This is a genomic window from Prevotella sp. E9-3 (assembly GCF_022024015.1).
In the GTDB taxonomy this organism is placed as follows: domain Bacteria; phylum Bacteroidota; class Bacteroidia; order Bacteroidales; family Bacteroidaceae; genus Prevotella.
The window spans coordinates 519,388-533,268 of the sequence record NZ_CP091786.1; the positions used below are offsets into that span (position 1 = coordinate 519,388).

At 46.7% G+C, this 13,881-nt stretch carries 11 protein-coding genes; 8 read left to right on the plus strand and 3 right to left on the minus strand.

Translation table 11 applies throughout. From position 1 onward, the window contains the following. From L6475_RS01805 to L6475_RS01840, 8 genes are all read left to right on the plus strand, one after another. Nucleotides 1-1,890, plus strand: coding sequence for a hypothetical protein (locus L6475_RS01805; protein WP_237821939.1), 1,890 nt, complete (start codon nt 1-3; stop codon nt 1,888-1,890). Between the two features lie 3 nt (nt 1,891-1,893). Continuing rightward, nucleotides 1,894-4,395, plus strand: a complete 2,502-nt coding sequence (locus L6475_RS01810) for a hypothetical protein (RefSeq protein WP_237821941.1) — start codon at nt 1,894-1,896, stop codon at nt 4,393-4,395. Between the two features lie 75 nt (nt 4,396-4,470). Then, nucleotides 4,471-5,550, plus strand: a complete 1,080-nt coding sequence (locus L6475_RS01815; RefSeq protein WP_237821943.1) for a fimbrillin family protein — start codon at nt 4,471-4,473, stop codon at nt 5,548-5,550. Between the two features lie 2 nt (nt 5,551-5,552). Then, nucleotides 5,553-7,613, plus strand: coding sequence for a fimbrillin family protein (locus L6475_RS01820; protein ID WP_237821945.1), 2,061 nt, complete (start codon nt 5,553-5,555; stop codon nt 7,611-7,613). Nucleotides 7,614-7,748: 135 nt separating this feature from the next. Then, nucleotides 7,749-8,084 (plus strand): TM2 domain-containing protein, encoded by a 336-nt coding sequence (locus tag L6475_RS01825; RefSeq protein WP_237821948.1) that lies wholly within the window; start codon nt 7,749-7,751, stop codon nt 8,082-8,084. A gap of 5 nt (nt 8,085-8,089) precedes the next feature. Beyond that, nucleotides 8,090-8,494 (plus strand): DUF2752 domain-containing protein, encoded by a 405-nt coding sequence (locus L6475_RS01830; protein ID WP_237821950.1) that lies wholly within the window; start codon nt 8,090-8,092, stop codon nt 8,492-8,494. After that, nucleotides 8,470-8,928: a hypothetical protein gene (locus L6475_RS01835; RefSeq protein WP_237821952.1), complete on the plus strand. Its 459-nt coding sequence runs from the start codon at nt 8,470-8,472 to the stop codon at nt 8,926-8,928. The genes L6475_RS01830 and L6475_RS01835 overlap by 25 nt, the downstream gene beginning before the upstream one ends. Continuing rightward, a complete protein-coding gene (locus tag L6475_RS01840; RefSeq protein ID WP_237821954.1) occupies nt 8,925-9,698 on the plus strand; it encodes a M48 family metallopeptidase in 774 nt (257 codons plus the stop codon). The genes L6475_RS01835 and L6475_RS01840 overlap by 4 nt, the downstream gene beginning before the upstream one ends. A 472-nt stretch (nt 9,699-10,170) precedes the next feature. Here L6475_RS01840 and L6475_RS01845 read toward each other — a convergent pair whose 3' ends face one another. The 3 genes from L6475_RS01845 to L6475_RS01855 form a co-directional block, all read right to left on the minus strand. After that, nucleotides 10,171-11,358 carry a GH3 auxin-responsive promoter family protein gene (locus L6475_RS01845; protein WP_237821956.1) on the minus strand — a complete coding sequence of 396 codons (1,188 nt, stop codon included), beginning with the start codon at nt 11,356-11,358 and terminating at the stop codon, nt 10,171-10,173. A 619-nt stretch (nt 11,359-11,977) separates the two neighbouring features. Further along, on the minus strand, nt 11,978-13,075 hold the full coding sequence (locus L6475_RS01850) for an AraC family transcriptional regulator (RefSeq protein WP_237821958.1): 1,098 nt from the start codon (nt 13,073-13,075) through the stop codon (nt 11,978-11,980). A 310-nt stretch (nt 13,076-13,385) separates the two neighbouring features. After that, nucleotides 13,386-13,862 (minus strand): hypothetical protein, encoded by a 477-nt coding sequence (locus L6475_RS01855; protein ID WP_237821960.1) that lies wholly within the window; start codon nt 13,860-13,862, stop codon nt 13,386-13,388. Nucleotides 13,863-13,881 lie beyond the last annotated feature (19 nt).

The following is a 13,881-nucleotide window of genomic DNA, read 5'->3' on the forward strand; positions in this document are numbered from 1 at the left end:
ATGATGAAACGTAAACATACATTATTGATTGGCATTTATGTGGCGCTGCTGTTGACGGCTTGTCAGCAGACGGATGAGTCAGCGATTGCCGACGATAATACCAATCCCGTTATTCAGGTTGGTGGTCTCGATACAGATGAGTTGACGGTTCAGTCTGTCACCACGAGAGCTACTGCTATCATTGAAGATACAGTTACCAAAATCGATGCTGAAAGAATCTCCTGGCTAGTGAAACCGTTGAAGACTGGTTTGGATATTCACTACGGAATTGGTTCAAACTCATGTGTGGCAACCCTGAAACTGCTGTCTGACGCCAACGATGATATCAAGTATTCATCGGGCAATTTAGCCGAGTATTCTTTTCTGAGAAAAGATAATGACCTGGTTGCCCGTTGGTTTGACAATGGAGCCCATTCCTTCAGCGGCGTGTATGTACCTGATCGTCTGGTTACAGGTGCTGTTCCAACCAGCCTGACCACCGACCAGCATTTTGATAAGGGAGGTACCGACGAAACCCAATGGGGCAACTACACCCTTCTTGACCACTATCTGGCCATGCCGCCCAATCACACTATTCATGCCACTGTGGGCCGCATCAAACTGCCTTTCCGTCATCGCCTTGCACGTGTGTTGGCCTATATCCTGATTGATCCGATTATCGGTCGTGACGTGAAAATCGAAGGCTATGCCTTGGAAACTGATGGCAAGGACGACCCCACCACTTCAAAGATTCGTTTCTGTAATGTGAATGTCTTGTCTGGCGTAACCGATGATACTCCTCATTGGACTAAGGTGCGCAAGGCTATTCCTCATTTCGTGGGCGAGCGTGGCAGTTATGATGATTCGCAAAAGAAATCATTGGCCGATGAGTTCATTGGCTATTACGATACGCAGAAGAAGAAATATATCTATCCTACCGACAAAGAATGGGCAGATATTCACGAACTGACGTTCGATCCCACGACCAATCAGACTGCCGATGGCGCTTATGAGCGTACGGTCTATGGAAAAGTTCCTGTGTATGATTTGATTGTCCGTCCTACCTATACCTCGCTGGATAATGTGATGTACGATGAGGAAGGCTTTGCTAATGCCCAAACCAAGCAGAACCTTTATGTGGCAACCAATCAGATTGATTTCGACATCACCTTAGACAACGGTCTGAACTATACGAAGAAATTCACCTTCGACCTCGATGCCAACCACGAGACGGTGGTCTATCTGCGTATCTCCCGCGAGCGTGTCGATTACAACAATTCCGGTAGCGAACTCTGGATAGAGACCGTTGGTTCTGATAACTATTATGGTGTGAACAATCAGAACGGGAATACCCTCTCCATTGCTGGAAGCAGTTGGCAGCGTGCCTATACCAATAGTACTACCAACCATACTGTGACCGATGGACATCAGTATTTGCAGGACGAAGAAGATGATGCTCAGTATGTGTCAGACTCGAAATGGATAGAACTACTGCTGCAGGCATATGAGGGAGGTGAGCATCATGGTGACTATTTCATTCTGGATCATGATATTACCATCCCGTCCTCAATATTGCCCGATAATTTCGAGTTTACAGGCCATTTGGATGCGATGGACCATACCATTACAATTACTTCAACTGAAGGCGAACGAACATGGCTGTTCGATGGTCTGAACGGGACTTACCTTACACCACAGGAAAAAGATGCGAATGCAATATGGCAAGCCAATGTCCATAGCGAGGGCGGTCAATGGGTTCCCACATTGGGATGGCGTGCCGAACTGCTTAATATCAAATTGTCTGGCGGCTCCTTCTTCAAGTCTGGTGCCATTGTTTCCGGTTATGTGAACAACTGTTGGGAAGGTGACACCCCTGTTTCAAACATGCCCTCATTACCTGAATATGAATAGCGTATGAAAATCAATCGTTATATATATATAGTCCTTTCCATTCTTCTTGCCGGCTGTACTGAGGAGATGGAAGAACAATCGTTTCTCCATGGTGAACTGTTAGGTCAGGGAGTTAGTTTCAGTGCCTCGATGGCCGAACCTTTTGCCACTCGTGCCACTTATCGCCATGACGGCAGTTTCAACGAGGGCGATATCATGACCATCTACCGTCAGTATTCTCCCGATGCGGGTATTTCGTTTGACAGTAAGACTGAGGCTTATCGTGTATATTATCTGTTTTCCAAGTATGTGACAGGTACCAGCGTGGCACTCGATATCGACTGGAAACCGCAGGTGGGCGCAAAAGGCTCCAATGCTCCGGGAACAACTTTCGTGCAGACAGCAGCCGACTCGCTGACATGGGAGAACGGACGTACCGTTCGCTTCCGCTCGTGGTCACGCAGCAATCTCGCCGGTTGCATCAGCAGTAAGAAAAAAGGGTCGTACTATCCCGACTATTGCGTGTCGGAATGGGTCACGGTGTCAGGTCCTACGCTGGAAGTTCCATTGACCCTTCGTCATCAAGGCTGTCGTATCGGGTTCACGGCTAAGTCGGGAAACCAATTGGCCGGTGCCGAATTGTGTACTGACTATCATGACTATATGCGTCAGGACAATGCCGGTTCTACCGAGCGTGACGAGTCAACAGCCGAGCATGGAAAGACCGAAGCCGATGCCCAGGCCGAGGCCGATGCAGTAAAAGCTGTTTACGAGAAGATGTGCATGCCTTCGGGGGTCGATATTTACACCTCGCTGCTCCGAACCATGACAAAGACGCTTTATGACAATACCAATGATTTCTCTGATATTCCCTATAAGTCAACAGCCGATGGCATCGTTTCCTTTGGCACCAAGACCTCTGCCGAGATTCGTGACGATGTGCAGCGCCCTTTGTTTGCTGGCGTTGACGGACGTATGTATATGGTGACCATTCCCTATGACATGAGTACTGACGGCAATCAGGGAGAGACGCTTCGTCTGCCTGCCTGTACTCGATTCAGGGTTAAACTCTTTGACGTGAACGATGGCGACAAAGCCAATACCGACAATGTGGAGGCAACCTATCACATCTTTGCCCTCAGCGATATAAAGGATGAAAACGGCGACGAGATGTTTCCTGACGGTCTGGAACTGATTCCCGGCTATAGCTATCTGTTCAGCGTGGGCTACCGTTATGAGAGTTTTACCATCACGCCCGTGAACAACTTCTCTTGGGCACAGCAGGACCAGGAAACGGGTAACGGTAAAGATGAGGCTCAGCCCAAGACAGATTCTAAAAGTTACCAGTGGTGGAAGGACGCTATCAACGCTGCCATCCCCAAGGAGTTGAGCGATACTTATGATCCGGAGTTCCATATTAAGTCGCGTGAAGAGTTTCTGGAGTTCATCAAACTGGTGAATGGAACGGCCGTTGCCGATAGTGTGGTCTATAATCACTATTTCCCAGCTATTGCCGACCAGCCGGCCTATACGATGCCTGACACCCTTCGCGGACCATACAGTTTCTATGAAGAAGGACTGGACCGCCATTTTAAAGTGTATCTGGATTGCGACCTTGATTTCTTTGACTGGAAACTGACTGCCATCGGCAATGAGAGTCCTTCCGTGCGCTTAGGAACTCCCGGGGCCCATCCTTTTCGCGGTGAGTTCAACGGACAGATGCATACCCTGAAGAATGTGTATATGGATGGCGGCTATCTGTTCGGCCACTGTTACGATGCCACTATCAGTAACCTGAAGATTGAGACCACTCATGATTTTATGTTGCTCAATACGGCCGAGGCGAAAGATGCCAAGACAGGCTTTGGCGCCTTTATCATTGGCGTCTCAATCAAGGCGCCTTCATCCGGCAATCCTATTGCCCATACGCTTTCTGGCAACAGTTATGTGGTTGGTTGTATCTATGAAGGAAAGGCTGGTGGCGCTATGGTGGGCAAGGCCGACAATCTTACTATGTATGGCAATATGATGGCAGCATCGGGACTTGCCAGTGGAACGGGTGCCTTGTTGGGCAGCTATGCCGATCCTTCAGATGCTTTTCTTGCCTCACAGGGTGTGGGAGAACCCTTGAAATGGGGACGTTTCATGGTGAACTATTATGATGTGACCCTCTCGCCCGGTACACATGCTGTGAGTACTATTGTCGATAACTATCAGCAACAGGAATATATCCGCGGTGCAAAGTCGTATGTGCTGAAAGCCAAGAACGACAACCTGTTGGCTGACGATATGCCTTTCTCCAAGCTCACCACCGAGACCATGCGCCAGGGATTTTATGGTCTGGCTCCTTGGAAGGCTATAAACTATGCTATCTGGAAATACAACAGTTCCGACTTCGGTAAGAAATATCCTTGTGCCGGTCATTATGTGAACAATAATGTGGGCTATGCCCATACCTATCCGCAGTTGGTGAGTGGTGCACCTGCCGATGACGGCAACGCCAACGTGTTGGAACAGAATAATTGACCTCCCTTTAGTTCCCACGAGGAAAAAGAGTACCCCCCTTAGTTCCCACGATGGGGAAATTTTAGAATTTAAGTGATGAAGAGATATATTTTATTTCGTTTTTTGATTTCCATGTGTGCCATTTTCTTGATGGCTGCTTGTTCCTCGAGCGATGATGACGAACTTGCACAGCCCCGACAGGGCGTGCTACAGCTCACCACCTCAGTCAGCGATTTCGAGGGCATGCCTCTCACCCGTACCAATATTGCCGGCAATGCCTTTGCCGTGGGCGACCGTATGAAATTGAAGATTATCTGCCCTTTCAGCGACCACACAGAGTTCGGTGAGACTACCTATGGTCATAGTGCCGATGCCCTGTGGCTGATGAAATGGAATGGCACTGCTTGGACTCCCATCGTGGCCAGTGATCAGGTCGATGTGGAGGGACAGTATGCCTATACCGATGCTCCCAACCTGTTCAGTCAGTACGAGGCCCAGCAGACTCCCTATGTATATACCGCTTCTACATGGAGTGAAAATATTCTCTTCATTTCCAACGGTTCGATGTATTCGCAATATTCCTATGTGTTCCATGCCGACCAGACCGAGGAGAATGACTACCTGAGTTCTGATCTCCTTTGGGCGCAGAGCTATATGCAGACGGGCTCCTACAATGTACACCTGTCGTTCCAGCATGTGATGGCCTGTCTGAAGATTGCCATTCCTGAGAGTTTTTCCGCTTCGGCTGTTGTCACCTTGGAAGGAATGCCTGCTATCGACCAGCGTGAAGTGGTGGTTGGCGACTACTATGCCGGTAAGAGCAAAGTCAACTCCGGTTTCGGCTATCAGCAAAAGTGCAGTTGTGCGAAGGAGTACAACGGTCAGGTGCTGGGTGTTGCCATCAACGATGATGCACAGCGCAAGGCAATCGTCTATCCAATGACGGGAAATCCCAATCCAAATAGTCTCCCTGCAATTCCTAACGATGGTGTTTATACCGCCCATCGTGATGCGGCTTCTGGCTGCTACTATCTCATTGTACCTCCCTGTAAACTTTCTGAGAAAGCCCGTTTCTGGATCAGGGATGGAGAGAGACGTTACAGCTACGAACTGCAGACCTTAGAGTTCAAGCAAGGAGAACAGTATCCTGTAACCATTACATTAGCTACCGAATAGTCATGATCATAAAACAGATATATAAGTGCGTGGCCCTTCTGCTGGCCGTTGTTTTCACGGGATGCTCAGCCGATGATGAAACGGCAGGTTCCTTGTTGGACACTGCCGTTGAGTTGCAGGGCATTCAGGCCACTATCGATGACGGCACTTCCGGAAACATCACCCGTGGAACCGTCACCAAACTGGAAGAGTATATAGGTCGCAGCGCTTTTAAGGGTGGCGACAAGGCTGTATATACCGATATTCGTCGTACATTCAATCCGCTGCCCAGTTTCACCTATCCCGGCCTCGGCGGTTACGAAGGAATCATTTTCGTTGCAGGAAATGGAGGTGGCTGGACGCGTCAGGCTGGCGAAAACGAACCCGAGCGAGTGTATTGGAGCGATGCCGTCAGTCCTCATACGTTCATTGCCTATAGCACTCCCAATGTGGCCGACTTCGACTGGACTCCTTTTACGCCGATTGAAGGTGAGAAAGTCTATTACGCCGGTACGTTGGGAAATCCCTCAGACAATGGCGCTATCGTCTATTCCTCGTCTGAAGACCTGGAAAATGAAGACCTGCTCCTTTCCTATAGCACACAGGTAACGGCCGAACCTGGCGGTAGTGTGGCCCAGGTTAAGTTTACCCATGCTTTGAGCAATGTGCGCGTGGTGGTCGATATTGATGGTTTCTCGGCAGGTTCTAATGCTGTTGACAACCGTTCTGTGGTTTCCAACATGCGCTTGCTCCATCAGCCAACGAAATATGTCTGGAAACAGGCCAGTGCGGGGGTTCAGCCCGTTAACTACGGTGAGGATAATCCTCGTAAGGACCTTCTGCTTTGGACTCCCAATGCCGAAGGAAGCGGAACGGCACAATATAAGAAGTTCACCTTCTATGGCATCACTATCCCTCAGACCGCCGAATATATCAGTACCATTCCTGAAAGCGATGTGGAAGGCCGCACGGTACAACTTCGTTTTGATGTAACCTATCCCAATCCTTTGAATCCCAAGGAGAATGTTACCAAGACTTATACGGCATCGTTGACGGGCGTCTATTTCGAGGCAGGCTATAATACAACGATTAATATCTCGCTGAACCACCGCAACGAAGAGATGACCGTTGGCGCCGACTATGAAAACTGGCTGTTCGTTGCTACCCCCGAGGTAGGCGAACTGAAAAAAAATTCCACCTTTCTGCACGACACCGAGCGAAAGAATGTAACCATCCTTGGCGATGCCAATGCCACAATGGACGATGCTACCTGGCTCTATCGGTTGAATAATGTGGTGTATGATATCTATGGTCATAATGGTGAGACACCGAACACGGCCTATCAGATTAGTACGGCCTATCAGTTGCTGTCGTTTGCCTATGAGGTGAAGAACGGTCACGACTTTGCCGGAAAGTATGTGCGTCTGGATGCCGATATCACCCTGCAGCCCGAACATGACAGTCAGGTGCTCAGTTGGATAGGTATTGGCGATGCCACTCATCCGTTCAATGGCACTTTCCTGGGCGGCGAACGCTTTATCTATCGTTTGAAAGGAACGCCGCTTTTCGTTTCTCTCGGAGCCAATGCCAAGATAGAGCAATTGCAGGTGAATGCCGTCGTTCCAGAAAATTCTGCTGCCGCTGTCAGTGGTTCAGGCCTCTTTGCCAATAGCAATGCCGGACTCATCTGCGGTTCGAAGGTGGTGGGCGATGTGACGTTCAACAGTACTGTTGCTGGTGCCTTCGTGGGTGAGAATACGGGTGTCATCTTTGCCAGCTATCATATTGGCACTACCAAGAGTACAGCCGCTTCGGCCTCTGTCGGCGGACTGGTGGGCAGCAATAGTGGTACCATTGTCGGATGCTATCAGGCCGGCAAGGTTGTTGGTACAACCACAGGTGGCATTGCAGCCGTGAATACAGGGGTGATGGAATGTTCCTATGCTAATGTTTCCGACATGACGAAGGCTTCCTTCGTTGAAACTATCAATGCCGGAATAGCTGCATGGCGTGCCAGTCATCCTGAATATGACGACCACTCTTATGTTTACCAGCCTGCCAACTATCCCAAGTTGGCAGATTGAGTAAATGAATCTATATATGGCAAAAAAGTTCTTCCGTTCGCTAACAATTACTATTGAAATGTTTGGGAGATATTACAATTTTGCATATCTTTGCAAAGATTTTTAAACAAAACTAAACCAATATTACTCAAGCTCATGGAACAGCAGAAAGTTGATATGTTCATCATGATGAACAACAAGTATCTACCCGAGTCTCAGATTATGTATGTACGTGATCGTTTGCTTGCAGCAGATGACAGTAAGGAGTCAATGCTTCATGCCATTCAATTCAAGGACCCCACAATAGCTCTGGTCCTGAGTCTTCTGACAGGCAATTTAGGCGTAGATCGTTTCTATATCGGTGATACCGGATTGGGTATCGGCAAACTGCTAACCTGTGGCGGTTTGGGTATTTGGGTTCTTATAGACTGGTTCCTGATTATGGGAACCACCCGCGAGAAGAATTTTGAACGCCTGATGGCTTACCTCTAATGCACTTGAGCAGAGGACGTCTGTACACATTGCTATTGTTCCTGACTGCAAGCGGCTATCTTTGGTTGTTGGTCGGGAATGATAGTGGTAAGACCATAGGCTGGACCGGTTGCCTTATACGTTATATTTTTCATATACCATGTCCGTCGTGTGGAACCACTCGTTCTGTGCGTGAGATGTTTCGTGGTGAATGGCTGTCTGCCCTGTATTACAATCCTATAGGAGTACTGTTGGCGGTGCTGATGGTGGTGATACCCATATGGATTGTAGCCGATCTGCTCATGAACTCGTCGTCCTTTCTCCGTGCCTACCGCCAGACTGAGAAGATATTCCAGCGCAGGCTGTATGCCTTCATCGGTATTGTGGCTATATTGATTAATTGGATATGGAATTTTCAAAAATACCTCTGAACGATTCTTCTCAGCCCATAGAGGATGTTGTTCCTCTTGAGGATGAGAAGGAGCGCGCTTCCAACTGCTATGTCATGTCGCTGGTGGCCGTGATGGTAGGCTTGCCAATGCCCATCATTAACCTTCTGGCTACGGGCTTTTTCTATTTTGTGTCCAGAAAGAGTACCTTCTTTGTTCGTTGGAACTCCATGCAGGCGCTGGTCTCACAGGTGCCGTTGTTCGTCATGAACAACATCCTGTTCTGGTGGACCGTCAGGATATTGTTCTGTTTCACTGATCTTTCATCCGTGTATATTGCCTATTTCATCACCGTCAACCTCTATAATATCTATGATTTCATAGAGACAGTCCGCTCTGCGGTTGGCACTCGAAAGGGAAAAATACATCGTTGGTATCTTTATAGTACGATAACCGATAAAATATGTATGCGATGAAAAAGATACTTACAGAACTCCTTTTCTCCGTATTGCTGTTTCTGGGCATCTTCTATGCCACCTTGCAGGTAGATTGGATGAAACTGTTCAATCTTTCCCCTACCATAGTCGGGGATAAGTTAGCGGAATGGGTATGGGATTTGACCTACAATGATCTTCATGAGGTAAAGTCAGACGATGTGTGCCTGCCTATAGACACACTGGTCCGTGAAATGTGTCTGGCCAATGATATAGACACTGCCAGCGTCAATGTTCTGGTAAGCAGGAATAGTGATGTGAATGCCTTTGTAACTGTTGGCAGACATCTTGTTGTATATACGGGACTTATCGAGAAGATGGACAATGAGTCGCAGCTGTGTGCTGTTATTGGTCACGAACTGGCTCATCTTGAGTTGGGCCATGTTCAATCGGGCATACGTAGGCAGGCCGTTTTTCAGGCAATACTGATTCTTCTTACAGGCAACTCCAATGTTGACGGCCTGATAAAACTCACCAGCAGAATGCTGAGCAATACCATCAGCCGTGCCAAGGAAAACGATGCCGACGCACAGGGCGCCCGCTATCTCCATGCCATGCATCTTGACCCGATGGAGATGGCCAATTCTCTGGAGAAGCTTGAGAGCTATGGTGTACTCTCATATCTTTCTGACCATGCAGACAGCAAGGACCGTGCCGCACGTATCCGCAAAATGCAGTTCAAGTCAAACGGCCCGTTCCGTCAGATCCTGATGCCTGAAACCTGGAATACTCTTAAGTCGCATTGCGAATGAGTTCTTTTGTTCTGATTTTCGATCATTTTTTTCGAAAATTAAGACAAATAAAAATCTCAAACTAGAACGGGAAGTGGCTCTCACAAACCATAAAAGTGGTCTTGGAGCCACTTCTCGTACTGTTTTTGTGATGAAATTTTGGGTGATTATTGCTATTTTGGCGCATTTTTCATCGTTTTATTCTGTAGTTCTTTAAAAACTGTAATGCAACTGAATGAATACTATGATGCAATTGAACTTCAGTTGTTGTATAACTGTTATTCAGTTGCAGTATAACTGCAATTCAGTTGCGGTATAACTGTTATTCAGTTGCGGTATAATAGAACGTCTATTGCAAGCAATGGTTTAGGTGGGGAAAAAGTGATTTTTACAACTTGTTGATAATCAGACGTTTCGCGAAGTATGCTCAAAACTCTCATATTTTCGACCAACTTTGCGTTTGGTGAATTCCGTGCGAGTTTTGAGGGGAGTTCTACTTGTCAACAATCACGGTTGGCGTGTCGTGATAACGCCCTACCACAAGAACGTCTATCCCGGTTTTATAGCGATAAAAACCAGAGAGGGTGCTCACAATGAGTTCATAGCTTTTTCCAATCTCCACCTGATCGAGTGTGAGCAGATGATTGTCATTTGTCGAGTCTTTGGGCTTGAACTCATAGAAAATACTATCGGGTATGAGGACAGTCTGCGGGTCGTCGATGTTGAGCGCGGTAGTGAAGGCGCCTAGAGGCGAGCCAATACCCGTGAAGATGAAATGCACCTTGTTGCCGCAGTAAGTGCGCAGAAACTCAAAACTGGTGCTGAGGCTGTCAACATCATAGACCATGATACAATGCATGCGCGGCCAAAGCTGGGTGACCAATTCAGTGCCTACGTGGTGGCTCTCCATAATTTCGCGGATGGCACAGGCACGTTTCGGACTGGAGGGCACATAGACGTTTCCTTTCTCAATATCATCTGTGAGCTTGGGCCAGTGCTTCTCAATATAGCTCAGCATATCCAGCATATTGATATACTGATCGCAGAGCGTCAGCGAGATGTCCTGCTGATAGAGGGCAAAGAGGGCCTGAAGATAGAGCTTTTCCGGCTGTTCGGCTGATTTGATGATATCGATGGGGATCACATAGATTTGGTCGTTGTCAAACTCCCGTTTGGTGAGTAGTCGGCCAAGTATATTGCCAACAGTAATTCCCGAAGCCAGACGGTCTATATTGTTGTCTATCAGATTGAGCGTCATGCCATCGGTGAGGAAGCCATGGTGAGCGGCAATATAGAATCCTGAAGAAAAGCTGTAGTCGTAGCAAGACTGCAAACTCCATCTCGACATGGGAATCTTGCAGTGGTTGTGGCTCTCTGAAATATGTTCAGTATGATAAGTGGTCAATACATTTCGCTCGCCATTGACTACCCGGTCTATGTATGCGGCATAGTCGTCGAAGGTGCTGAGTGGCACGAAACTTCTGAATTCATCCATATTCCGGATGTTTTCAAAGCCGTGGTCATGGCCGTAAGCCGTTTTGGCGTTCTCTCGTATCAGCCTCATGACAAACTCTTCCTGAGTGCGCATCGGCTCATACGTGATGTCGTCCAAACGGTTTCTGATTCGCAGACCGTCAGCCCAGCGAGCTTCGTTGACTGTTTTGAGCAACTTATCGAACATATTATTGTATTGCTACTTTTGTTCCTGCATAGGCGTTGACATTGATGTTGTTGGTGTGTGGACCAATAACAGGCAACAGTCCCCAACTTCTGATGGTTTCTGCTGCCTGTTCAATGGCCTCCTGTGGCACCCAATAGGCGGGAGATACTAAAGCAACTTTTGCCCCCCTCTACCAAATAAGGTGGCCTTACAATCTTATTTACCAACTCAACACCTTTTGAAAATACCATTATTTATTATTTTTTTGATTTTGCTTTAGTAGAATGTTTTCATGTAGTTTGTTTTGTTCTTTTTGCAAAAGTAAAAATATTTTTAAGATTACGCACTATTTTATCTGTTAAATTTTTAATTTTTGTAAATTCTGAGACTGTTTTTGTAAATTCTGAGAGTATTTTTAATTCATAATGCATAATGCATAATTCATAATTCATAATTAGGCTGCGCCAAAAATGATTTTTGTAAGATTATATTTGTAGATTTTTCGTCAGATTTTAAGGAGTGAAACGACGACCAAGATATTGGGGCGCTTCGCTTAAAATCTGACGAAAAATCTGGTTTCAAAATCTTAGCTGCTACGCAGCGGTTTTTAGGACCATAGGTTCGGGTTTTTCATGAACCGCTATTGTTGCGATTGTTTTTTGGCCCATTCGGTAAATGATTGCCCTTTTAGATGCTTGAAAACGGATGCGAAAGTGCTATAGCTCTTGAATCCACAATCACTGGCCAGTTCTTGGGCAAGGATGGTGCGCCCTGCAGTAATGGCTTCTTGGTATGTTTTTATGCCATGTTCAATGCGCAGACTGTTGATATAGGCATTGTAGGTGGTGCCATGGTCAGAGAAATACTTGCTCAGATAGGTGCGGTTGGTGCCTAATGTGGATGCAAGCTGCTGTAATGTAAGATCGTGTTGAAGGAAAAACTTGGTGTTTTCGCACAGGTCGGTAAGCATCTTACCAATGTCTGTGTGAAGGCTGGTGTTAATGCCTGTTTCTTTTATTTCTTCCTCTTGTTCGCTTTTCTTAATCTCCAATATCTGCAAGGTCTCAACGCGCCAAAGAAGAAAAGCGATGATGACGATGGTGTTGATTTGTGACAGATATTCTCTCACCATGTCTCCAGGATTGGTGGTGTAGGCCTGATAAATGATGCATACAATAATCACGAACAGCAAACTCTGCCATACCTCCTTGTGCTCAAGGTCGGCAAAATTTTCGCGCAGCCAGCGACTGTAGTGATAAAGTGCGTAAATATAATATCCTATGAATACCAGAATAACGGCTCCCTGCCAATAATGAGTGAGGAAGAGTGAGCTGTCGTTGTGAGTAGAGATTCCTATGCAGGCAGCCGCAACGGTTGGAACTTGCACCAGAAACCAGGGCCATATTCGGCGGTCTCTGTCTTGCAACATGCGTAGCAGCATGGCCATTGCCAGTGGCACGAGGGTGATATGGTCAAGTGTTACGGCAATGATGTTGCGCACCAGGCGGTCTTCTGTCAGCCAATGGTTGCCGAACAGGAACCACCAAATGTGACTTAAAGCCGAGGCCATGAAGAAAGCCGACGTCCAATAGCGAAGGGCTTTAGGCGGAATGATGTCAGAGGCTATTCCATTGTTACGCCTAAGACAAAGGTAGAGACTTGCTATCAGTGCCAGCATGGCAACACCACCGTAAAGCATGAGGAAGATAATGTCTTGAATACTCTGTTCTGCGTACATTTGTTGATGTGGACTATTCGTTGTTAAGTAATTTTCAAGGCAAAGATAATGATTTTTTTTGAAAAAAAAGAGGATGTACGACACATCCTCTTAAATAATGATTTTTTTTGGTCGGGATGAGGCGAAAGTCATGGCAAACGGAAACTCCGATGTTACCGGCGTTTCAAGGGGCAAAAATGTGGAAACTTGAACAAAATTCGTCCGAGTTACGTCTGACTTGCTGAAGCCGTTCCCACTTGCATCCATCGCTATTTCAGAATTATTTGAATAAAATTTTAACTTTGTTTTAATATCGTAATAGTGTGTTTTATTATTGGTTTTGATTTTTCGAGATCATCTGCGACAGGGTAATTACTTCGTCATGTCGCTTTTTCCATTGTTGTATTTCAGCGTCTTTCATAGCAATGATCCTTTCTTTGTCAACAATCATCTCGTCTTTTAGCCGTATAATCTCGTGAAGGTGGTCTACTTTCATTGTAAGGTCATTGTTGATTGAACTATTTATAATATTGCTACTTCCCGATACGCCTTCTGTCTTTTGAACGGGCAATTCACCTGGTTCAAAATCCACGAAGAAATCTATAGACTTGCCTGTTTCCTTCATAAAACCGGTAAGCAGTTCTAAGGTAATGTTGTGACCGACTCTGAAGAACGGAGCGAGATTGTATTCGTCCGTACCGGCGTTCTTTCTGGGCTTTCTGTATTTAAGCATGGCCTTTGCCAACTCGGTATAAGCCCCTCTGCGATCTTTCAGGTAATCCCTCAGTCTTGTTCCATTGTATCTCATACGCTTAAAAGTTAAAAGT